Source organism: Jatrophihabitans fulvus (genome assembly GCF_054781375.1).
On the sequence record NZ_BAAGUN010000004.1, the window covers coordinates 169,848 to 191,398 of the forward strand.

At 72.5% G+C, this 21,551-nt stretch carries 22 protein-coding genes and 2 tRNA genes; 10 read left to right on the top strand and 14 right to left on the bottom strand.

What is annotated here, in order from left to right; genetic code table 11:
- Positions 1-28 precede the first annotated feature (28 nt).
- Complete coding sequence (locus ACYVP9_RS15005) at positions 29-205, bottom strand: hypothetical protein (protein ID WP_460605710.1); 177 nt, start codon at positions 203-205, stop codon at positions 29-31.
- A 97-nt stretch (positions 206-302) separates the two neighbouring features.
- Between ACYVP9_RS15005 and ACYVP9_RS15010 the strand changes: the two genes are divergently transcribed.
- Both ACYVP9_RS15010 and ACYVP9_RS15015 read left to right on the top strand, forming a co-directional pair.
- Positions 303-1,211 carry a LysR family transcriptional regulator gene (locus ACYVP9_RS15010; protein WP_460605711.1) on the top strand — a complete coding sequence of 303 codons (909 nt, stop codon included), beginning with the start codon at positions 303-305 and terminating at the stop codon, positions 1,209-1,211.
- A gap of 42 nt (positions 1,212-1,253) precedes the next feature.
- Positions 1,254-4,478, top strand: coding sequence for a BTAD domain-containing putative transcriptional regulator (locus tag ACYVP9_RS15015; RefSeq protein WP_460605712.1), 3,225 nt, complete (start codon positions 1,254-1,256; stop codon positions 4,476-4,478).
- On the opposite strand, the gene ACYVP9_RS15020 is transcribed toward ACYVP9_RS15015, so the two are convergent.
- From ACYVP9_RS15020 to ACYVP9_RS15055, 8 genes are all read right to left on the bottom strand, one after another.
- Entirely contained in the window at positions 4,460-5,290 is an 831-nt protein-coding gene (locus tag ACYVP9_RS15020) for an ABC transporter permease (protein WP_460605713.1), read from the bottom strand. The two genes, ACYVP9_RS15015 and ACYVP9_RS15020, sit on opposite strands and share 19 nt — an antisense overlap.
- Positions 5,287-6,279 (bottom strand): DrrA family ABC transporter ATP-binding protein, encoded by a 993-nt coding sequence (locus ACYVP9_RS15025; protein WP_460605714.1) that lies wholly within the window; start codon positions 6,277-6,279, stop codon positions 5,287-5,289. The genes ACYVP9_RS15020 and ACYVP9_RS15025 overlap by 4 nt, the downstream gene beginning before the upstream one ends.
- A 121-nt stretch (positions 6,280-6,400) precedes the next feature.
- The gene (locus ACYVP9_RS15030; protein ID WP_460605715.1) at positions 6,401-7,798 is read right to left on the bottom strand and encodes an FtsX-like permease family protein; all 1,398 of its coding nucleotides are present in this window, start codon (positions 7,796-7,798) and stop codon (positions 6,401-6,403) included.
- Positions 7,795-8,532 (bottom strand): ABC transporter ATP-binding protein, encoded by a 738-nt coding sequence (locus ACYVP9_RS15035; RefSeq protein WP_460605716.1) that lies wholly within the window; start codon positions 8,530-8,532, stop codon positions 7,795-7,797. Before ACYVP9_RS15035 ends, ACYVP9_RS15030 begins: the two co-directional genes overlap by 4 nt.
- A 75-nt stretch (positions 8,533-8,607) precedes the next feature.
- Complete coding sequence (locus tag ACYVP9_RS15040) at positions 8,608-9,261, bottom strand: transcriptional regulator (protein ID WP_460605717.1); 654 nt, start codon at positions 9,259-9,261, stop codon at positions 8,608-8,610.
- Positions 9,258-10,445: a sensor histidine kinase gene (locus ACYVP9_RS15045; RefSeq protein ID WP_460605718.1), complete on the bottom strand. Its 1,188-nt coding sequence runs from the start codon at positions 10,443-10,445 to the stop codon at positions 9,258-9,260. The genes ACYVP9_RS15040 and ACYVP9_RS15045 overlap by 4 nt, the downstream gene beginning before the upstream one ends.
- Positions 10,446-10,487: 42 nt before the next feature.
- Entirely contained in the window at positions 10,488-11,234 is a 747-nt protein-coding gene (locus tag ACYVP9_RS15050) for a YqjF family protein (RefSeq protein ID WP_460605719.1), read from the bottom strand.
- On the bottom strand, positions 11,231-12,460 hold the full coding sequence (locus ACYVP9_RS15055; RefSeq protein WP_460605720.1) for an NAD(P)/FAD-dependent oxidoreductase: 1,230 nt from the start codon (positions 12,458-12,460) through the stop codon (positions 11,231-11,233). Before ACYVP9_RS15055 ends, ACYVP9_RS15050 begins: the two co-directional genes overlap by 4 nt.
- Positions 12,461-12,527: 67 nt before the next feature.
- Between ACYVP9_RS15055 and rph the strand changes: the two genes are divergently transcribed.
- Both rph and rdgB read left to right on the top strand, forming a co-directional pair.
- Positions 12,528-13,250: a ribonuclease PH gene (gene rph / locus ACYVP9_RS15060; RefSeq protein WP_460605721.1), complete on the top strand. Its 723-nt coding sequence runs from the start codon at positions 12,528-12,530 to the stop codon at positions 13,248-13,250.
- A complete protein-coding gene (gene rdgB / locus ACYVP9_RS15065; protein ID WP_460605722.1) occupies positions 13,247-13,852 on the top strand; it encodes a non-canonical purine NTP pyrophosphatase in 606 nt (201 codons plus the stop codon). The genes rph and rdgB overlap by 4 nt, the downstream gene beginning before the upstream one ends.
- 49 nt (positions 13,853-13,901) lie before the next feature.
- Here rdgB and ACYVP9_RS15070 read toward each other — a convergent pair.
- Positions 13,902-13,977, bottom strand: a tRNA-Lys gene (locus tag ACYVP9_RS15070).
- A gap of 112 nt (positions 13,978-14,089) precedes the next feature.
- Complete coding sequence (locus ACYVP9_RS15075) at positions 14,090-14,284, bottom strand: hypothetical protein (protein WP_460605723.1); 195 nt, start codon at positions 14,282-14,284, stop codon at positions 14,090-14,092.
- A gap of 68 nt (positions 14,285-14,352) precedes the next feature.
- On the opposite strand from ACYVP9_RS15075, the gene ACYVP9_RS15080 reads away from it, so the two are divergent.
- Entirely contained in the window at positions 14,353-15,285 is a 933-nt protein-coding gene (locus ACYVP9_RS15080) for a LysR family transcriptional regulator (protein ID WP_460605724.1), read from the top strand.
- Positions 15,286-15,322: 37 nt separating this feature from the next.
- Here the strand turns inward: ACYVP9_RS15080 and ACYVP9_RS15085 are convergent.
- Positions 15,323-15,395 (bottom strand) — tRNA-His (locus ACYVP9_RS15085).
- A 49-nt stretch (positions 15,396-15,444) separates the two neighbouring features.
- Positions 15,445-16,089 (bottom strand): oligoribonuclease, encoded by a 645-nt coding sequence (gene orn / locus ACYVP9_RS15090; RefSeq protein ID WP_460605725.1) that lies wholly within the window; start codon positions 16,087-16,089, stop codon positions 15,445-15,447.
- Between the two features lie 76 nt (positions 16,090-16,165).
- On the opposite strand from orn, the gene ACYVP9_RS15095 reads away from it, so the two are divergent.
- A complete protein-coding gene (locus tag ACYVP9_RS15095) occupies positions 16,166-16,471 on the top strand; it encodes a 4a-hydroxytetrahydrobiopterin dehydratase (protein ID WP_460605726.1) in 306 nt (101 codons plus the stop codon).
- On the opposite strand, the gene ACYVP9_RS15100 is transcribed toward ACYVP9_RS15095, so the two are convergent.
- Complete coding sequence (locus tag ACYVP9_RS15100) at positions 16,468-17,097, bottom strand: TetR family transcriptional regulator (RefSeq protein WP_460605727.1); 630 nt, start codon at positions 17,095-17,097, stop codon at positions 16,468-16,470. The genes ACYVP9_RS15095 and ACYVP9_RS15100 overlap by 4 nt on opposite strands.
- Positions 17,098-17,277: 180 nt before the next feature.
- Here ACYVP9_RS15100 and ACYVP9_RS15105 point away from each other — a divergent pair, with 180 nt between their 5' ends.
- From ACYVP9_RS15105 to ACYVP9_RS15120, 4 genes are all read left to right on the top strand, one after another.
- Positions 17,278-18,387 (top strand): ferredoxin reductase, encoded by a 1,110-nt coding sequence (locus ACYVP9_RS15105; RefSeq protein ID WP_460605728.1) that lies wholly within the window; start codon positions 17,278-17,280, stop codon positions 18,385-18,387.
- Between the two features lie 32 nt (positions 18,388-18,419).
- The gene (locus ACYVP9_RS15110; RefSeq protein ID WP_460605729.1) at positions 18,420-19,568 is read left to right on the top strand and encodes a fatty acid desaturase family protein; all 1,149 of its coding nucleotides are present in this window, start codon (positions 18,420-18,422) and stop codon (positions 19,566-19,568) included.
- Positions 19,569-19,609: 41 nt separating this feature from the next.
- On the top strand, positions 19,610-19,846 hold the full coding sequence (locus tag ACYVP9_RS15115; RefSeq protein WP_460605730.1) for a hypothetical protein: 237 nt from the start codon (positions 19,610-19,612) through the stop codon (positions 19,844-19,846).
- A gap of 87 nt (positions 19,847-19,933) precedes the next feature.
- On the top strand, positions 19,934-21,466 hold the full coding sequence (locus ACYVP9_RS15120) for a catalase (RefSeq protein ID WP_460605731.1): 1,533 nt from the start codon (positions 19,934-19,936) through the stop codon (positions 21,464-21,466).
- The last annotated feature ends 85 nt before the right edge of the window (positions 21,467-21,551 follow it).

Sequence of the window (21,551 nt, forward strand, 5' to 3'; positions counted from 1 at the left end):
ATGGTGCCCGCGAGGGCACCGTGCTCGATCAGGCGGCGCGGGTCCAGTCGACGAGCTCGCGCAGCTTCTGCGTCTCGTCGTCGCTGTAGCGGTCCAGCAGGGCGGCGAGCTCGGTGAGCTCGGCCTGCGAGCGGTACTCGGCCAGTTCGGCGGCGAGCCGCGCGGACCGACGGATGGGACGGCGGGTGAACCGTGTACGGGTCACGATGTGCTCCTTCTTCTCGGTCGACTCCAGTCTCGTCCGCGTGAACCGTTGCGTCCAATGAAGGTTGTCCGGGTCATCCATGCATTAGCGTCATGGAATGGACATTGCGTCGTTGCGCTGGTTCCAGCAGGTCGCCGACGGCGCGACGGTCACCGAGGTCAGCGAGCTCGACCAGGTCAGCCAGAGCGGGGTGTCGCGGGCCCTGGCCCGGCTCGAGCGCGAGGTCGGGGTGCCGCTGCTGCACCGCTCCGGGCGGGTGCTGCGGATGACCCGCGCGGGTGCCACGTTCAAGCGGCACGTCGACAAGGTGCTGCACGACCTCGACGACGGCCTGGCCGCGCTGTCGGAACTCACCTCACCCGACACGGGCACGGTGGTCGTGGCCTACCAGCCGTCGTTCGGCACCTGGCTGGTGCCCGACCTGGTGGCCGCCTTCCGTGCCGAACATCCCGGGGTGCAGTTCGTGCTGCGCCAGATCCGTACCGACACCGGGGCGGTCGTCGCGCGGGGGGACGTCGACCTCGAGATCACCACCCGGCGGCCGTCCGAGGACACCGTGCGCTGGCGTCCGCTGCTGTCGCAGCCGTTGCGGTTGGCCGTCGTCGCCGGGCATGCGCTCGCCGAGGACGGGCCGATCGAGCTCGCCCACGTGCGTGACGAACCGTTCGTGCTGCTGCCGCGCAGCTACGTGCTGCGCGAGACGTCCGAGAACCTGTGCGCCCGCGCCGGGTTCACCCCGCGCGTGGCGTTCGAGGGCGAGGACCTGTCGGCCGTCACCGGGCTGGTCGGCGCCGGGCTCGGGGTGTCCATCGTGCCGGTGCCGTTGAGCCGGCCCAGTCACGCCGCCGTCGCCGGCTCGATCGTCTACCGGCCCATCGCGGACGCGACCGCGAGCCGCCAGATCGGCCTGGTGTGGTCGCGGGAGCGCCGCCTGCTGCCGGCGGCCGCGGCCTTTCGCGCCTTCGCGGTGGCCTGGGCGGCAGGAACGCACGCCGCGCCGCGCTGAGGGCCGGCCGTGAACGCGCAGGGACGTGCCAGAGTGGACGCCGTGCAGATCGGCATCCTCGGACCGCTCGTGGTCCTGGACGACGCGGGGTCGCCGGTCGACGTGCCGGGCACCCGGCTGCGCACCCTGCTCACCCGGCTCGCGCTCGAGCCCGGCCGACCGGTCGGGGTCGAGAGGCTCGCGCTCGTCGTCTGGGGCGACGCGCCGCCCGCCGATCCCACCAATGCGCTGCAGACCCTGGTGTCGCGGTTGCGGCGGGCGCTCGGAGCGACCGGCGCGGTCACGCAGTCGGCCTCCGGCTACGCCCTGGCGGTCGGGTCGGACGGCGTCGACGCCGCCCGCTTCCGCGCCCTCGCCGCCGCGGGCGCCGCGGCCGTGCGCAGTGGCGCGCCCGACGCGCTGGCCACGCTCGACACCGCCCTCGGGCTGTGGCGCGGACCCGCCCTCGCCGACACCCGCGACCGGGCCGACGACCTGCTCGCCTTCGCCGCCGAACTCGACGACCTGCGTCTCACCGCCGTGCTCGATCGCACCGAGGCCCGCCTGGCGGTCGACCCGTCGGCGGTCGATCTCGCCGAGCTCGAGCACCTCGTCGCCGACCACCCGCTGCACGAACGACTGGCCGGCCTGCACGTGCGGGCGCTGGTGTCCGCCGGGCGGGGGGCCGACGCCCTGCGCGCCTACGACGCCGTCCGCCGGCGGCTGGCCGACGAGCTCGGCGTCGACCCGTCCGCCGAACTGCAGCAGCTGCACGTCTCGCTGTTGCGTGGTGACGAGGGCGGACGCGCCCCGCGCCGCACGAACCTCAAGGCGCAGCTCACCAGCTTCGTGGGCCGCGAGGACGAGCTCGCCCGCGTGGTGAAGTCGCTCGGCGAGAACCGCCTGGTCACGTTGGTCGGGCCGGGTGGTGCGGGCAAGACGCGGCTGGCGTCCGAGGCCGGTCACCGCATCGCCGACTCGGCCCCCGACGGTGTCTGGCTGAGCGCGCTCGCGACGGTCACGGACGGCGACGACGTGCCGCAGGCGGTGTTCGGCTCGCTGGGCATCCGCGAGATCCACCTGTTCAACGACCGCCGCGGCGCCCAGCTGACGACCCGCGACGCCACCGACAAGCTGCGTGACGCGCTCGCCGACCGGGCGGCCGTTCTCGTGCTGGACAACTGCGAGCACGTGATCGACGCGACCGCACGGTTGGCCGAACAGCTGCTCAGCGACTGTCCCGACCTGCGGGTGCTCGCGACCAGTCGCGAGCCGCTGGGCATCGTCGGCGAGGCGCTGCTGGCCGTGCCCCCGCTGGGCCAGCCCGCCCCGGAGGCGGGGCCGGTCGATGCGCTCGCCTACCCGGCCGTCCGGCTGTTCGCCGACCGGGCGGGTGCCGTGTCACCCGACTTCGCCGTCTGCGACGCGACGGTCGGGTCGGTCGTCGAGATCGTCCGCCGGCTGGACGGCCTGCCGCTGGCCATCGAGCTCGCCGCGGCCAGGCTGCGCACCCTGCCGGTGGACGAGATCGCCCGGCGCATCGACGACCGGTTCCGGCTGCTCACGGGCGGCAGCCGCACCGCACTGCCCCGCCACCGCACGCTGCGCGCCGTCGTCCAGTGGAGCTGGGAACTGCTCACCGACGCGGAACGGGCGCTGGTCGAGGTGCTGGCCGTGTTCCCCGCCGGCATCACCTCGGCGAGCGCGACGGCCGTGCACCCGGACGGCGTACCCGCGGACGAGGTCGAGGACATCCTCGCCTCGCTCATCGACAAGTCCCTGCTGCAGCCGATCGACGGCGGACGCCGGCTGCGCATGCTCGAGACCATCCGCGAGTACGGGCTCGAGCAGTTGTCCGACCGGGGCGAGCTCGCGGCCGCGCGGGAACGGCACGCCCGCCACTTCCGTGAGGTGCTGGCCGAGGCGGAGCCCTACCTCACCACGCGCGACCAGCTGCCGTGGTTCGCCCTGCTCACCGCCGAGCGGGAGAACATCCTCGCCGCCCTGCGGCACTACTGCGACGTCGGCGACGCCGACGCCGCGCTGCGCATCGCCGTGGCGCTCGGCGGCTACGGGATGATGCTCGGCGAGCACGCCGACATCGCCGGCTGGGCGCGGGCGGCCCTCGAGGTGCCCGGTGGCGAGGACGCCGAGTTGCGCCTGATGACCCGGGCGTTGCTGGCGATCAATTCGACGGCGGCGGGGGACGGGGGCGCCGACGCCGACTGGATGCCGCAGCTGCGCGAGATCGTGGCCGAGCTGCGCGGAATCGATCGCGACCTCGCGAACCCGATGCTCAGCCTGATGCGACCGGTCATGGCGTTCTTCGTCGGCGACAACGAGCTCGCCCAGCAGTGGTCCGACGAGGCAATGGCCAGCGACAGCGCCTGGGTGCGGGCGGCCACGCGCATGTTCCGCGCGGGGTTCGCCGAGAACAACGCCGCGACGGACGTCGCGCGCACCGAGACCGCCCTGGCGCTCGAGGAGTTCGAGCAGCTGGGCGAGCGCTGGGGCCTCGCGAGTGTATTGCGCAATGTTGCGCAATTACGCACGCTCGACGGTGATCTGGAAGGCGCCGTCGAGGCGTACGAGCGGGCGCTGTCGCTCATGGACGAGATGGGCTCGCGCGACGACGAGGTGTTCATCTACGCGCGGCTGGCCGACCTGGCGTTGCGCAGGGGGGACGACGCGGCGGCGCGCGCCTACCTGACGACACGGCCGATGCGCGAGACCGAGGACAGTCCCGGTCTCGACACCGTGTTCGTGCTCGCCGCCGTGGGCGACGTCGAGCACCGACTCGGGTCCGAGGCGGAGGGGCGGCGCAAGATCGAGGACGCGCTGTCCAGGCTCGGGACCCTGCCCCGCGAGCACCCGGCGCAGGGTCACATGCGCGCGTTGACGTACGCGGTGGCGGCCCGCCTCGCGGTGGTCGACGGCGATCTCGACCGCGCCGCCGACCTCGCCGACAGGTCGCTCCAGGCGGCCGCCGGCACGCGCGATCTGCCGATCGTGTCGCTGCCCGCGGTGCTGCTCGCCCGCCTCGCCGCCGTCGACGACCCGAGACGCGGCGCGCGGATGCTGGGTGCGGCAGCGGTCCTGCGCGGCGGCGACGACCGGACGGACCTCGAGGTCGCGGCGCTGACGACCGACCTGCGCGCCGCCCTCGGCGACGAGGGTTTCGCCGAGGCCTACGACACAGGGCGAGTGCTGCCCGCGGAGGCGGCACTCGCCCTGTTCGGCGTGACGTTCGACGTGCCGGGCGTGCTCGATCAGGAGCGCTTGCGGTAGGCCCGCATCGTCAGCGGCACGAAGACCGCCAGCAGCCCGAGCATCCAGGCCAGGGTGATGAGCAGGTTCGTGGCGACCGGGCCACCGACCATCAGTCCCCGCATCGAGTCGACGAGCCGCGTGATCGGGTTGACGTGGTTCCACGCCTGCAGCCAGCCGGGCATCGTGTCCGGGTTCGCGAACACGCTACTGCCGAACGACAGCGGGAAGATCAGCAGGAACATCACGCCCTGTACCGAACCCGACGTCCGCGCCTTGAGCCCCACCCACAGCGACACCCAGCAGAAGCAGAGCGCGAACGAGATGGCGACGACGACCGCGGCGAGCAGGCCGGCGAGGTTCGTGTCGAGGCGGAAGCCGATCGCGAAGCCGAACCCGAGCGTCACCACGCACAGGATCAGGTAGCGCGCGAAATCGGCGAACACTGCTCCGACCAGCGGGGCCGACCGCGCGATGGGCAGCGCCCGGAACCGGTCGAACACCCCCTTCTCGATGTCGGCGTTCATGTTCTGGCCGAGCGCGATGCTGCCCAGGGCGATGCCCTGGCCGAGCAGGCCCGGCAGCAGGTACTGCAGGTAGGCGTGCCGGTCGCCGCCGCCGAGCGCGCCGCCGAAGACGTACACGAACAGCAGGATGAAGATGAGCGGCTGGATGGTCACGTCGATCAGCTGTTCGGGCGTGCGCATCGTCTTGATCAGGTTGCGCTTCGCCAGTACCACGGCGTGGCGCAGGGTGCGGACGGGGGAGTTCGTTGCGCTGGTGCGCGACGGGACGCTCGGGGCGGACATCGGCTTCTCCAGGGTGGTGGTCATGCCGCGGCCTCCTCGCCGGTTCGCACGGCGTCGGTGGCCTTCGCGCCGGTGAGGGTGAAGAACACCTCGTCGAGGCTGGGCAGGTGCAGCGACAGCTCGGTGACGGCGATGCCGGCCTCGTGCAGGCGGGCCACGACGGTGGGCAGGGCCTCGTCGCCGGAGACGGGCACGCTGAGCGTGTCCCTGCCGTCCGGCTCGGGGGCGGCGTCCGCGATGCCGGTGAGGATCGCCCCGACCCGGTCGAGATCGGACGGCTCGCTCGGGCGCACGGTGAGCCGCTGGCCACCCACGACCCGCTTCAGTCCGAGCGGGGTGTCGTGCGCGATGACGCGGCCCTTGTCGATCACCGAGATCTCGTCGGCGAGCGCGTCCGCCTCGTCGAGGTACTGCGTGGTCAGCAGCACGGTCGACCCGTCGCCGACGAGGTTGCGGACGACGTCCCACATCGCCTCGCGCTTCGACGGGTCGAGGCCCGTCGTCGGTTCGTCGAGGAAGATCACGGCCGGACGGCCGACGAGTGAGGCGGCGAGGTCGAGGCGCCGCCGCATGCCGCCCGAGTAGGTCTTCGCGACACGGTCCGCGGCGTCGGCGAGGTCGAACCACTCGAGCAGCTCGGTCGCGCGTCGCGTCGCCTCCTTCGCGCGCATGTCGAGCAACTGGCCGATCATGCGCAGGTTCTGCATGCCGGTGAGGTCGTCGTCGACGGACGCGAACTGGCCGGTCAGCCCGACCGACTCCCGCACCTGCTGCGCCTGGGTGGCGACGTCGAAGCCCGCAACGCGCGCGGAGCCCGAGTCGGCCTGCAGCAGGGTGGCGAGGATGCGGACGGCGGTGGTCTTGCCGGCGCCGTTCGGCCCGAGGACGCCGAGCACGCTGCCCTCGGCGGCGGCGAGGTCGACACCGGCGAGGGCCTGGGTGGCGGTCTTTCCCGAGCCGAAGCGCTTCGTGAGCCCTTCGGCCTCGATGGCGTAGGTGGTCGCAGTGGTCATGACAGCACCGTGCCGACCACCGCTGGCACGGCCCTGTCACGCCACTGACATCACCGCTTCCCGGCTGAAACGGCTGCCGACACGCCGGGCGGGAGCCACCACCTCGGCCGGGAAGCGGGCATCAGGGGGCGAGGTAGGCCCGCATGGGCGGCAGCCGCACCGCGTCGCGCACCGGCAGTGCCGCCGCCAGCACGGTGATCGCGCCGACAACGAGGGCGGTGGCGGCGAGCACCGGCCACGGCACGACGAAGGGCACCGGCGCCGCCGTCAGCGTGCCGCCGACCGACTGCGCCCCCGCCCAGCCGAAGCCGAGCCCGAGGACGACGCCGAGCACCGTGGCCGTGGTGCCGACGAGAACGCTGTGCGCGAGCACGACCGTCCGGGTCTGCCGGCCGGTCCGTCCGAGGATCCGGAACAGGGCGGTCTCCCGGCGCCGTGCCCACGTCTCGAAACCGATGGCGTTGCCGAGCGCGACGGCGGCGGTGAGCCCGAGGCAGCACGCCAGCACGAGGACGACGCGGACGACGGTGTCACGGACGTCCGTCGCCAGACCCTGGAACGCCGAACCCTCGTAGTGGGCGGCGACCGCGGCGTCGAAGCACGACACCCCGACGACGAACGTGGTGACGACCGCGACGGCGGCGGCGACGCCGAGCACGGCGCGGCTGCTGCGTTCCGGGTGGCGCACCATCGCCCGTCGTGCCTGGACGAAACCGGGTGTGCGGGGCAGCAGCAGGGCGGTGCCCGACGCCAGTCGGGGAACGATCCGCGGCCCGTACGAGACCACGCCGACGAAGGTGACGATGCCGCCGGCGAGCGCGGGCAGCATGGCCAGCGGCGTCGACCGCGACACGAGCACCGCGGCGATGAGCAGCGCGAGCCCCAGGCCGAGCACGCCCGCGGAGGCGCGCGGCGGCACGGCCAGGGTGCGCGCGACCGCGGCGTCGGCGTCCCCCGAGCGGCGCAGGGCCTCCGCGGGGCGCACCAGGAGCACGCCGCGGGCGCCGCGGCGGACGGCCGCATGGGTGGCGGCGTACTGGCCGAGCAGCGCGATCAGCAGCAGCGGCGACGGCAGGTACGCCGCGCCGGACAGCTGCAGCCCGTCCGACGGGCCGACGGTCGCGGCGAGCACGACGATCGAGACGAGGTGTCCGACCACGGCGCCGGCGACCATGCCGGCGAGCGCTCGGCGCAGCACCGAGCGCACGACGCGGTCCCGTTCGTCCGCTGCGGACGCGCCCAGCAGGCGGCGCAGGGCGATCTCGCGCAGCCGCCCGACGAGGACGATCTCGGTCGCCCCGGTGACGGCGACGGCGGTGACGGTCATGGCCACCGCGACGAAGACGCCCGAGAGCAGGGTGAGGACGATCGCCGCCATCGGGCCGGCGGCGAAGACGGTGCCGCCCACCGCGTCGCCCACCGCGCCCACCTGGGTGACGATCGCGGCCGACTGCGCGGCACCGAGGGCCGAGGTCGACAGCACCACCCACGACGCCCGGCGGGCGGGGGCCGCGCTCACGCCACCACCTCGGACAGGACCAGCCGCGAGAGGGTCGCGGCGTCGGTGGCGGGCAGGTCGTGCCGCACCCGTCCGTCCGCGAGGATCACGACGCGGTCGGCGTGGGCGGCGGCGGTCGCGTCGTGGGTCACCATGATCACCGTGCTGCCCTGCGCCGGGGCGAGGGCGGCGAGCAGGCCGAGCACCGCGCGTCCGGTGCCGAGGTCGAGGTTGCCGGTCGGCTCGTCGGCGAAGACGATGCGCGGCTTGTGCACGAGGGCACGGGCGATGGCGACGCGCTGCTGCTGCCCGCCCGAGATCTCCGCGGGCCGGCGCCGCAGCAGCGCACCGAGCTCCAACTCGTCGACGAGCCGTGCCGACCACGCGCGGTCCGGCCCGTGCATGCCCGCCCCGAGCGTGAAGGGGACCGCGAGGTTCTCCTCGACCGTGAGGTCGTCGAACAGGTTGAACGACTGGAAGACGAAACCCATCGCGTCGCGGCGCACCCGGGTCGCGTCGTCGTCCGAGAGCGACGACAGCTCCAGCGACCCGAGGGTGACCGTGCCGGACGTCGGCCGGTCGAGACCCGCGAGCAGGTGCAGCAGCGTCGACTTGCCCGACCCGGAGGGCCCCATGATCGCGGTGAGACACGCCGGTTGGAAGTGCAGGTCGATGCCGTCGACCGCGGCGACGGTGTGGTCGCCGGTGCCGAACACACGGGTGAGGGCGCTCGCGCGCAGCAGGTTCGAGGTCATGGCAGTGACGCTAGGAACGCCGCGGTGCCGCGCGCATCGGTCCCGAGGACCGGGCCACCGGTACCCCGGTGCCGTTCAGCGCAGCCCGTGGTCGACCGCGAAGACGACGACCTGTACCCGGTCACGCAGGCCGAGCTTGCGCAGCACGCTGCCCACGTGGGTCTTCACGGTCGACTCGCTGAGGTGCACCTCGCGGCCGATCTCGACGTTGGACAACCCCCGCGCGACGAGGCGGAAGATCTCGCGTTCCTTCTCCGTCAGGGTCGCGAACGCCGGCGGCACCGGGGGCGGGGGCGGTGCGAGACCGCCGACCAGACGGGACAGGTCGTCCGGCGCGAGCACGGCATTGCCGGCGTGCACGGTGCGGATCGCGGCGAGCAGGAACTCGGGGCTGCAGTCCTTCAGCAGGAATCCGCTGGCACCGTGCCGGATCGCGGCGGCGGCACGGTCGTCGAGATTGAACGTCGTGAGCACGATGACGCGGACCGTCCTGCGCCGCCGCGCGGACTCGTCCGGGGCGAAGATGCGCCGGCACGCCTCGACGCCGTCCGTGCCGGGCATGCGGATGTCCATGAGGACGACGTCCGGCTCGAGCTCGCGCACCGCCCGCACCGCGGCGTCGCCGTCGGCGACGTCGCCGACGACCTGCAGATCGGGTTGGGTGCCGATCGTCAACGCGAGGCCGGAGCGGAACAGCGCCTGGTCGTCGACCAGCAGGACCGAGATCACCGCCCGGCCCCGAGCGGCAGGTGGGCGGTCGCCACGAAGCGTCCGCGGACGGTGGCCGTGTGCAGCGTCCCGCCGTGCGCGGCGAGGCGCGCGCTGGCGCCCTCGAGGCCGCTGCCGCCCTCGAGCGCCGGCGTCTCGGCGAGCGGGTTGGAAACCCGAACCGTGAAGCCGGACGCGGCCCACACCCGCTCGACGTCGATCGCGCCACCGCCGTGCTTGAGCGCGTTCGTGAGCAGCTCCTGCAGCACCCGGTAGACGGCGGTCGCCGAGCTCGCGTCCAGCTCGACCGGGGTGCCCGTCGTCGTGTCCGTGACCTCGTGCCCGGCTGCGCGCACCCCCGCGACGAGGTCGTCCAGGTCGGCGGCACCGGTGGCGGCCGAGCGGGCCTCGCCCCCGGTGAGCGAGAGCACCTCACGCACCTCGGCGAGCGACGTCCGGCCGACGCCGGCGATGCGCTCGAGGGCGTCCCGGACGAGCGGGTCCGCGTCGGGGACGGCGAGCCGGGCGGCATCGGCCTGCGCCACGATGACCGCGAGCGAGTGCCCGACCACGTCGTGCACCTCGCGGGTGAGCCGGGTGCGGGCGGCCTGCTCCTCGGCGAGCGCCAGCGCGTGCGCCTGCTCGACCCGGTGGGCCGCCTCGTCGCGGCGGTGACGCTGCTCGAGGCGCAGCAGCAGGCCGATCGTCCAGGGCGTGGCGAGCACCGCCATGCCGGCGAGCACCGCCCCGACGACGCCGACGCCGGTCACGCGCTGCAGCACGTCGGCGAAGCCGGGCTCGGCGTCCGCGTTCCGCCGGAACACGGCGACCACCACGGCGGCTGCCGCGGCCGCCGGGATGGACGCCGCCGCCAGCCCCACGACCGTCCGGCTGCCGTGCCGTGCCGCGCAGTACGACACGATCAGGGCGGCGACGTCGAGGCCGCCGAAGGCGATCGCGTCGAGCCCTCCGGACGCCGGCGCGGTCACGAGGTGGAGCAGCCCCGCGACCCAGACCGTGGCGAGGGCCGCGCCCGGACGCGAGCGGGCGAGTGCCGCCGCGACCGCCGCCGCGGCGACGGCGACGAGCCGTCCGGTCGTGACGTCGTGGGCGGCGAGGCTCGCCGCCCAGAGTCCGGCGGCGAGGACGAGGGCGCCGGCCGCGGCGTCGACCACCGCGCCGGCCGGGATCCGTCGCGCCGTCACGTCCGCGACGGTAACCGGCACCCGGGGCCGGGCGCCTCGTCCTCAGGTACCGGACCCGCTGCGCGGGACGAGCCGGGGCAGGGCGAACCGGGAGTGGACGCCGCGCGTCCAGAGCGGGCGCAGCATCTCGCCGGCGGGTTCGACACCGGCGGCTGCGACGAGCCCGTCGTCCAGGTGCAGCAGCTCGGCCGACTGCAGCGGCCACGGTCCGTGGTGGTTCTGCACCCACATGGTGCGGTGGCCGACGCGGGAGTGCATGCCCCACCGGCTGGTCAGGAACACCTCGAGATCGGTCGGTTCCGTGGGCGCGCCGACGCGGACCCGCAGCTCGCTCGTCGGACGCGGCCGTTCCCGCCGCCGCATCCGCCACGTGACGTCGTCCGTGGTGCCGGACGTCGCGATGTGCGCGTAGCGGTAGGGGATGCCGAAGGTGCGCGCGAACGCCACGATCGCGAGCCGGTCGGTGTCGAGGCTGCGGAACACCACGCCGTGGCGACCCTGGTCGTCGACCGAGTACAGGCGGACGTTCCATTCGAGGAACCGCCCGAAGAAGGGCACCGGCACCCGCGGCCCGAAGCCGGCGCCGCTCATGCGGAACGGCACGAGCCCGACGTAGGTCAGCCCGTCGTGCCACACGTCCGGACGGGTGTCCGGTGGGTACAGGTGCGCGACCGAGGCCGGGTCGACCGGCCAGTGCAGGAACAGCAGGTCGAGCCAGTCCTGGGCGAACATCGTCGGCCCGCTCAGCGGTTCGGCCTCGCGCGGGACCCCCGCGTACACGTCGGTCATCGCAGGCCCGCCAGGACCGCCTCGGCCACCCGGCGTCCCGACACGAGCGCACCCTGCAGCGACGAGGTGTCGCGGTGGTCGCCCGCGACGTAGACGCCGTCGCGCACCTGCGGACGGCGGCGCAGCGGCGCGCCGGGCACGACCTTGGGCAGCGCCGCGGCGATCACGTAGGTGGCGACGTGCTCCCAACCGGACGGGTCGCACCCGTACACCGTGCCCGCGTGGCGTCGCGCGGCCCGCTCGGCCGCGGCGGACCCGTCGGTGCCCAGCGCGGTCGACGCGACCAGCGCGTGTCCCGGCGCGTACGAGGGGGCGGCGTCGGTCATGACCGCGGTGTTCACGAGCGGACCTCGCCGGTCGCCGTCGAGGTGCAGCATGCGCCGCGCGGCCGGGGAGGCGGGCGCGCGGTGGTAGAAGGTCGTCAGCGCGTTGAGGCCGGGCGCGGGCGTGCCCACGAGCCGGTGCGCGGTGGTGCCGTCGGTGGCGACGACGACCGCGCGGGCGGTGACGGTGCCGCCGTCGTGCGCGACCGACGTGCCGTCGATCCGGTGCACGCGGGTGCCTGTGAGCACGCCGCCGGCGGGCAGCGCGGACGCGAGCTGGCGGGGGATGGCCTGCATGCCGCGCGCCGGCACGCCCGGCGTGCCGCGCACGAAGGACCGGACGACGAGCTCGGCGAACCGCCGCGAGGTCGCGAGGTCGTCCTCGCCGAACACGCCGGCCAGGAACGGCCGCAGCACGCTCTCGGTGATCTCCCCGTGCACGCCGCGACGGCGCAGGTGCTCGGCGAGGGAGGCGTCCGCCGGCCGCTTGACCCGGCGCACGGGCCCGAAACCGACCGGCGCAGCCCACGCGAGCAGGGCGGCCTTCTCGCGCAGGCTGCCGACGGGAAGACGCAGGTCGGCGGGGAGATCGCGTGGCGAGCGGCGCGGGTCGGCGACGACGAAGCGACCGTCGCCCTTCGCGACGACCGCGCCCGCCTCGAACGTGTGCAGGCGCAGGGCGTCGAGGTCGAGGTCGGCGCGGGCGGCCGGATAGGCGGGGTTGAGCAATTGGAAGCCGCGGTCGAGCAGCATGCCGTCGACCTCGTCGGTGCGCACGCGCCCGCCGACGTCGTCGTCGGCCTCGAGCACGAGCACCGTCCGGCCGGACCCGTGCAGGGTGCGCGCGGCGGCCAGTCCGGCGATGCCGGCACCCACGACCACCACGTCGACGTCGTTCGTCACGCCTGCTGTCCTACCCGCCGCGGGGCCACCTGCCCGGCGCCGATGACGCGGACCATAGGCTCGGTGCATGCCTCGCCCCGACGCGCGCACCAACGACCAGCTCCGGCCCGTGACGATCACCCGTCAGTGGCAGAAGTACGCCGAAGGCTCGGCGTTGATCGAGTTCGGAGACACGAAGGTGCTGTGCTCGGCGTCGGTGACGCAGGGCGTCCCGCGGTGGCGCAAGGGCAGCGGCCTGGGCTGGGTGACGGCCGAGTACTCGATGCTGCCGCGCGCCACGCTCACCCGCAACGACCGCGAGTCGGTGAAGGGCAAGATCGGCGGACGGACGCACGAGATCTCCCGGCTCATCGGCCGCTCGCTGCGGGCCGCCATCGACCTCTCGGCGCTCGGCGAGAACTCGATCTCGATCGACTGCGACGTGCTGCAGGCCGACGGCGGCACCCGCACCGCGGCGATCACCGGCGCCTACGTCGCGCTGTCCGACGCGGTGTCGTGGCTGCGCGACCGCAAGGCGCTCTCGCGTCCGGAGCCGGTTGTGAACTCGATCGCGGCGGTGTCCGTGGGCGTCATCGACGGCGAACCGCGGCTGGACCTCATGTACGAGGAGGACGTGCGCGCCGAGACGGACATGAACGTGGTCGTCACGGGTGCCGGCGAGTTCGTCGAGGTGCAGGGCACCGCCGAGGGTGCCCCGTTCCGCCGCGACGAGCTGGACGCGCTGCTCGACCTGGCGGTCAAGGGGTGCGGCGAGCTCGCCGGCTTCCAGCGGGCGGCGCTCGAGGCATGACCCGGCGGGTGCTGCTGGCGAGCCGCAACGCCAAGAAGCTCGCCGAGATGCGCCGAATCGTCGGCCCGGTGCTGCCGGACGCCGAGATCGTCGGCCTGGACGACGTCGAGGCCTACGACGAGGTGCCCGAGAGCGGCGCGACGTTCGCCGACAACGCCCTCATCAAGGCGCGCGAGGGGTTCCGGCACACGGGGCTGCCGACGGTGGCCGACGACTCGGGGCTGACCGTCGACGCGCTCAACGGCATGCCCGGCATCCACTCCGCCCGCTGGGCCGGCCGGCACGGCGACGACGAGGCCAATCTGCAGCTCGTGCTCGGCCAGCTCGCCGAGATCCCGGACGAGCGGCTCACCGCCGCGTTCGTGTCGACCGTCGCCTACGTCGACGCGGACGGCGAGATCGTCACCGAGGGACGGATGCCGGGTCGGTTGGTGCGTGAGAAGCGTGGCGGCAACGGGTTCGGGTACGACCCGATCTTCGTCCCGGACGGTCACGACGTGACCAGCGCCGAGCTGAGCAGCGAGGCGAAGGACGCGATCAGCCACCGGGGGCAGGCGCTGCGGGCGTTGGCCGAGGCGTTGCGCGGGCGGGTTGTGCGCTGAGCGGCCGTCGGCCGGAAGGTGAGCGCGGGACGTCCCGCGCCGACGAGGGTGGTGCGCCGTCAGGGACTCGAACCCCGAACCCGCTGGTTAAGAGCCAGCTGCTCTGCCAATTGAGCTAACGGCGCAGATCATGCGACCGGCCCACCTCGGTGGGCCGGTCTTCGACACTAGCACGCCCGCGGGGCACCGATTTCACCGGTGCCGCGCGGGCGGACGGTCGTGCCGGAGCCCGTGGGATCAGGCGGCGGGGCGGCGGGTGCGGCGCGCCGCGAGGCGGGCGCGGAGGCCGACGCGGTGGGCGTGGCGCACCTGCGAGCCGGAGAAGGCCTGGGCGTAGGCGAACTTGCTGGTGGCGGCGCTGAACGGGCGCTGGGCGGTGATCACGGTGGGCTCCTGCTGCGTGCTCGAACTGGTGGACGTCGTTGTCGACACCCTCAGTGTGCAACCCGTGTTTATGAAAGAAAATTGCATTCTGATTGAGCCGGGTTGAAGCTGTACTTATGGCAATCGACCCCCGTCGCCTGGTCGTCCTGCGTGCCGTCGACCGCCACGGCGGCGTGGTGGGCGCCGCCGAGGCGCTGCACGTGTCGCCGTCCGCCGTGTCCCAGCAGCTCGCGATGCTCGAGCGGGAGACCGGCTTCGTGCTCGTCGACCGCTCCCGCCGCGGCGGGCAGCGTCCGGTGGAGTTCACGACGGCGGGACGTCGGCTGGTCGCCCACGCCGACGCGCTGGTGCAGGTGCTCGACGACGCCGAGGCCGAGCTGCGCACCCTCGCCGACACCGTCGCCGGCACCGTGACGCTCGCGGCCTTCGTCACCGTGCTGCGCGCGTTCGCCGGAGACGCGATCATCGGCGTGGGGGACAACCACCCGGGCATCGAGCTGTCGGTGCACCAGCTCGACGACTCCACCGCCGTCGACGACGTGCTCGCCGGCCGCACCGACCTCGCGCTCGTCGAGGACGACGCGCAGCGCCGGCGCACGGTGCCCCGCGGCCTGCACTACGAAGCGCTGTTCGACGACCCGTTCCGTGCGGTCGTGCCGATCGCGTGGGCCGAGTTCGACGAGCTCGCCGCGGTGGCCGACCGGCCCTGGATCGACGGGCCCGCCGACAGCGCGGTCGGGCAGGCCATGCGCCGCGTGCGGCACACCACCGGCCTGCGGCTGCCGGCGGCACACCTGTGCCAGGACTTCACCGCCGGGCTGACGCTGGTGTCCGCTGGGTTCGCCGCCGCGCTCGTCCCCCTGCTCGCGCTGCAGTGGGCGCCGCGCGAGCGGGTGCGGGAGGTCGTGCTGCCCGGTCTCGGCGCGCGCCGCATCGGTGTCGTCTACCGCCGGTCGCGCAACGAGCCGACCCCGGTCGTCCGTGCGGTTCTCGACGAGCTGCGCGCGGCGGCCGCTGCCGCTGCCGCCGACGAGCATCCGGGCCGTTAACGGCGTCAGGCCCCGGAGTCCGGGGCCTGACAGACGGGGCGAGCGACGGGGCTCGAACCCGCGACCCCCGCGACCACAACGCGGTGCTCTACCAGCTGAGCTACGCCCGCCATGCCGGCGCAACTGCCGCCGGGCGTGGAGAAGTCTAGCTGGCCGCGTCTACTCGGCTGCGTCCCCCCGGACGGCCTGCGCCGCCGCTCGCGCCTCGTCCAAGGTCGGGCCCGGCTGCGGCACGAAGAGGGTGCGCCGGTAGTAGCGCAGCTCGTCGATGCTCTCGAGGATGTCGTCCAGCGCCCGGTGCGACAACGCCTTGCGCGGCTGCGACTGGTACACCCGCGGGTACCAGCGCTTCGCCAGCTCCTTGATCGACGACACGTCGACCATGCGGTAGTGCAGGTGGGCGTCGAGCTCGTGCATGTCGCGCGCGATGAAGCCGCGGTCGGTGGCGATGGAGTTGCCGCACAGCGGAGCCGTGCGGGCCTCGGGCACGTGCGAGCGGACGTAGTCGAGCGCCAGCTTCTCGGCGTCGGCCAGCGTCACCGTCGACTCGCGCACGGCGGTGGTGAGGCCCGAGGACTCGTGCATGTCGCGGACGAACGGGATCATCCCGTCGAGCAGCTCGTCGGACGCATGGACGATCACGTCCAGGCCGTCGTCCAGCGGGGTCAGCTCTGCGTCGGTGACGACCACGGCCAGTTCGATGAGCGCGTCCTTGTGCAGGTCCAGGCCCGTCATCTCGCAGTCGATCCAGACCAGTGCCGCTGTGTTGCCCGCATTGCCGGGGGTCTCCGCGCGTTCCGCCACGACCCGAGGCTAGCCCGTGGGTGATCGAGACGCGCGTTTCGTCCGTTCCGTGCGATGTCGGCGCTACCGTCGGGTCATGGCGAAGCTGCTCGACCGGACGGCGATCGACGACGGGCTGCGCGCCCTCGACCCCGGATGGACCGGCACTGCCGAGCGGCTCGCGCGCTCGATCGAGTTCGGCGGATTCCTCGACGCGGTGCGCTTCGTGTCCGAACTCGCCCCGCACTGCGAGCGACTCGACCACCACCCCGACCTGGACATCCGCTGGCGCCGGGTCGACGTCGTGCTGAGCACGCACAGCGCCGGCGGCGTGACCGCCAAGGACCTCGAGCTGGCGCGCGTGGTCGACGAGGTCGCCCGCGGGGTCGCCGAGGGGCGCTAGTCCTTGCTGCGCCAGGCCCCCATGCCGAGCACGATGAGGCGCAGCTGCTGCGTGGCCCGGTGCTGGATGAGTTCGGCGTCCTCGGGGTGGCGCTCGTCGATGTCCAGCAGCCGGGTGACGCTGGTGAGCATCGAGCCCACCATCAGGTCGGCGGCCATCTCGAGGTCGTCCGTCGACCAGTCGTAGCCGGTGGTGAGCCGGGCGAGGTCGACGGTCAGATCGCTCGTGAACAGCCGCAGCTCGGTGGCGATGGCCCGGCGGACGGCGCCCACGCCCCCGTAGCGCTCGCGGACGAGGAAGCGGAACTGCTCCTGGTGGTTGCGCACCTGGGCAGCGAGCACGGTGACGGTGTCCTTGATGATGTCGCCGGTCTCGACCCGTCCCTTGCGGGTGTCGCGCAGCATCTGCCGCAGCGGGCGCATGCTCTCGTCGACCAGGTCGACGCCGAGCTCGTCGACGGATGCGTAGTGCCGGTAGAACGCGGTGGGGACGATGCCCGCCTCGCGCGCGACCTCGCGCAGGCTGATGCCGCTGAGGCTGCGCTCGGTGATCAGTCGCAGTGTGACGTCGAGCAACTTGCGGCGGGTGAGCTCCTTGCGCTCGGCGCGCGACCTCGGGTCCCCCACAGGCCGCACCCTACGCGGACGCGGACGTCCCGACGGGGCGAACGCGAAACCGGTGTACACCGGGGGATTGCGTGCCGGACGTGCGGGCCGTCACGCCGTCCTGCGTTGACACGTGTTCGCGGCTTCCGTTCACTAGTGAGTGTACGAATGTGCACCGAAAGCGAGTGGAGGTTCGACCCGATGTCGCTGTTGACTCCGGCGCTCTCGAGCAGGCCGGCGAAGAAGCTGCTCAGCACCCTGGAGGTGCTGGCCACGCCCCACGGTGTCGATCGCTACCTGGAGCTGGTCAACCCCATGCTGACGGTGCGCGAACTGCGCGCCCGGGTCGTCGAGGTGCGGCACGGTTCGCCCGACACGACCACGCTGCTGCTGCGCCCGACCCGGCAGTGGGAGGGCTTCCGTGCGGGCCAGCACGTGCAGGTGTCCGTCGACATCGACGGCGTCCGCCGCCAGAGGTTCTACTCGCCGGCGTGCTCGCAGTACCGCGCGGACGGGCTGCTGGAACTGACGGTCAAGGCCCACCCGCACGGGCTGGTGTCCAACTACCTCTACGCGCATGCGGCACCCGGCATGGTGCTGGGCCTGTCGCAGGCCACCGGCACCTTCACGCTGCCGCAGCCGCGGCCCGAGCGCGTGCTGCTGCTCAGCGGCGGCAGCGGCATCACCCCGGTGATGTCGATGCTGCGGAGCCTGTGCGACGAGGGCTACACCGGCGAGATCGTCTTCCTGCACTACGCGTTCACCGAACGTCACGTCTCGTACCGGCACGAGTTGCGGGCCCTGGCCGGACGGTACGACAACGTCCGTGTCGTCCTCGCCTACACCGAGCAGGAAGAGGGCGGCGACCTGCACGGCCTGTTCCACAAGGGCCACCTGGACGAGGTCGCGCCCTGGTACGCCGACGCCGAGACCTACCTCTGCGGGCCGCCCGGACTGATGAAGTCGATCCGCTCGCACTTCGTCGCCCGCGATCTGGACGACCGCCTGCACACCGAGGACTTCGCGCCCGCACCGGTCGAGGTCGACCCCGAGGACGCCACCGGCACCGTCGCGTTCGCCCGCAGCGGCGCCTCGGCCGACAACAGCGGCAAGACGCTGCTCGAGCAGGCGGAGGACGCCGGCCTGAGCCCCGACTACGGCTGCCGCATGGGCATCTGTTTCACCTGCACGTCCCGCAAGGTCAGCGGCAGCGTCCGCAACGTGAACACCGGTGACGTCGACAGCGACCCCGACACCGAGGTGCAGCTGTGCATCAACGTGCCGTGCGGCGACGTCGAACTGGACATCTGATCTCCCACCATCCGATCACCGGAGGAACTCCCATGGCAGAGAAGACCATCAAGCTCGACCCCGAGCAGATCGAGGAACTCGGCCGCGAGCTCGACGCCCTGCGCAAGCGCGTCGTAGACGACCTCGGTGCCGAGGACCGCGAGTACATCTACAAGATCGTCAAGGCGCAGCGAGCCTTCGAGGCCGGCGGGCGCGCGTCGCTGATGCTCAGCGCCCTGCCGCCGTTCTGGCTGCTCGGCACCGCCGCGCTCTCGCTGTCGAAGATCCTCGACAACATGGAGATCGGCCACAACGTCATGCACGGCCAGTACGACTGGATGCGTGACCCGGCCCTGAACTCGAAGATGTTCGAGTGGGACACCGCGTGCCCGTCCGACCAGTGGCGCCACTCGCACAACTACATGCACCACACCTTCACGAACATCGTCGACAAGGACCGTGACATCGGTTACGGCATCCTGCGCATGGACGAGTCGCAGAAGTGGAACCCCTACTACCTGCTCAACCCGGTGTGGGCGTTCCTGCTGATGACCTTCTTCCAGTACGGCGTGGCGCTGCACGACCTCGAGGTCGAGAACGTGATCACGGGCAAACGCAAGCCGTCCGAGAACAAGAAGCTGCTCAAGGGCATCTGGCGCAAGGTCGGCAAGCAGTCGCTGAAGGACTACGTGCTGTGGCCGCTGCTGAGCGGCCCGCAGGCGCCGTTCACGATCGCCGCGAACGGCACTGCCAACCTCGTCCGCAACCTGTGGGCGTACTCGATCATCTTCTGCGGTCACTTCCCGTCCGGGGTCGCGACCTTCAGTGAGGAGGAGACCGAGAACGAGACCCGCGGTGAGTGGTACGTGCGCCAGATGATGGGCTCGGCCAACATCACCGGCAGCACGCTGTTCCACATCCTGTCGGGCAACCTGAGCCACCAGATCGAGCACCACCTCTTCCCGGACATCCCGGCCCGCCGGTACCCGGAGATCGCCGCCGAGGTGCAGGCGCTGTGCGAGAAGTACGGGCTCGACTACAACACCGGCCGGTTCTCGAAGCAGATCGGCTCGACCTGGGCGAAGATCTTCCGTCTCGCGCTCCCGACCACCGGCCGGGGCGACTCGGGCGAGACCGGCCCGTCCGAGCCGGCCGAGCCGGCCGAGTCGACCGGGAGCGACCGGGAGGCCGTCGCCGTCTGACGCGCCGCCCACGGCCCGCCACCGCGACGGAGAGAGAACTCATGGTCAGCAAGCTGGAGATCGGCAAGGACACCGCGCAGGTCGTCGTCGAGTCCGCCGCCACGCACGTCGGGCGCATCGCCTCGATCATCACCGGGGCGGTGCGGGAGGTCACCCAGGAGCTGGGTGACTGGGCGTCCGACGTCTTCGAGATGCGCGAGGCCGCGGGCCGCGCGGCCGACGACGCCCGCCGCGTCGACGTCGGCGTGGCCGAACGCCGGGAGGCGGCCGGTCTCTGACCGTCCGAAGGTCGGGCAATCGGGGTACCTCGTCGGCAGGGACGGTGACAAGCACCGTTCCTGCCGCCGACCCGAGGGGACGAGCGCATGACCACAGCGCGGGACAAGTACACGACCACGAATGCCGGTGCTCCGGTCGAGAGCGACGAGCACTCGCTCACGCAGGGCGAGGCGGGCGGCATCCTGCTGCACGACCACTACCTGATCGAGAAGATGGCGCAGTTCAACCGCGAACGCGTCCCGGAGCGCGTGGTGCACGCGAAGGGCGGCGGCGCGTTCGGCGAGTTCGTCGTCACCAACCCGGAGATCGCGCGGTACACCAAGGCCGCGTTCCTGCAGCCGGGGGTCACCACCGAGATGGTGGCGCGCTTCTCGACCGTCGCCGGTGAGCAGGGATCGCCCGACACCTGGCGCGACCCGCGCGGGTTCGCGCTGAAGTTCTACACGACCGAGGGCAATTACGACCTGGTCGGCAACAACACCCCCGTCTTCTTCGTGAAGGATCCGATGAAGTTCCAGGACTTCATCCGCTCCCAGAAGCGCTTGCCGGCGTCCGGCCTGCGTGACAACGACATGCAGTGGGATTTCTGGACCCTCTCGCCCGAGTCGGCGCACCAGGTCACCTGGCTCATGGGCGACCGCGGCATCCCACGCACGTGGCGGCACATGGACGGTTTCGGCAGCCACACGTTCCAGTGGATCGCCGCCGACGGCACGCGCAGCTGGGTGAAGTACCACTTCAAGACCGACCAGGGCGTCGAGTTCCTGACGCAGGACAAGGCGGACGAGCTCGCCGGCACGTCCCCGGACAACCACCGCCAGGACCTGTACGGCTCCATCGAGAACGGCGACTTCCCGTCCTGGACGTTGAAGGTGCAGATCATGCCGTTCGAGGAGGCGGAGACCTACCGCTTCAACCCCTTCGACCTGACGAAGGTGTGGTCGCAGCGCGACTACCCGCTCATCGAGGTCGGAAAGATGACGCTGAACCGCAACCCGCAGAACTTCTTCGCCGAGATCGAGCAGAGCTCGTTCGAGCCGTCGAACTTCGTGCCGGGCATCGACACGTCCCCGGACAAGATGCTGCTCGGCCGCATCTTCAGCTACGCCGACGCCCACCGCTACCGCATCGGCACGAACTACGCGCAGCTGCCGGTCAACCAGCCGAAGGCCGCCGAGCAGGTGAACTCCTACTCCAAGGAGGGTGCGATGAACTACCGGTTCAACGCACCGTCCGAACCGGTGTACGCGCCGAACAGTTACGGCGGTGCCCACGCCGACACCTCGCAGCAGGACGGCAAGGGCTGGGAGGCCGGCGGCCCGATGGTGCGTGCGGCCTACACGCAGCACGCCGAGGACGACGACTGGGGCCAGGCGGGCACGCTCGTCCGCGAGGTCATGGACGACGCGGCCCGCGAGCGGCTGGTGTCCAACGCCAGCGGTCACCTGCTCAACGGCGTGTCCGAGCCGGTACTGACCCGTGCCTTCGAGTACTGGCGCAACGTCGACGCCGAGCTCGGCAAGAAGATCGAGGAGTCGGTGCGCGCGCAGCAGTCCGACAGCGCTCCCACCACCGCGGCCGGCCCGACCACGCCGGGTGACGAGGCCGAGAAGGTCTGACCACCCGCACCACGGAACGCGACGCCCCGGCCGGGACCCGGCCGGGGCGTCCGCGCGTCGCGACTCGTGCGCAGCGGTGGGCCGA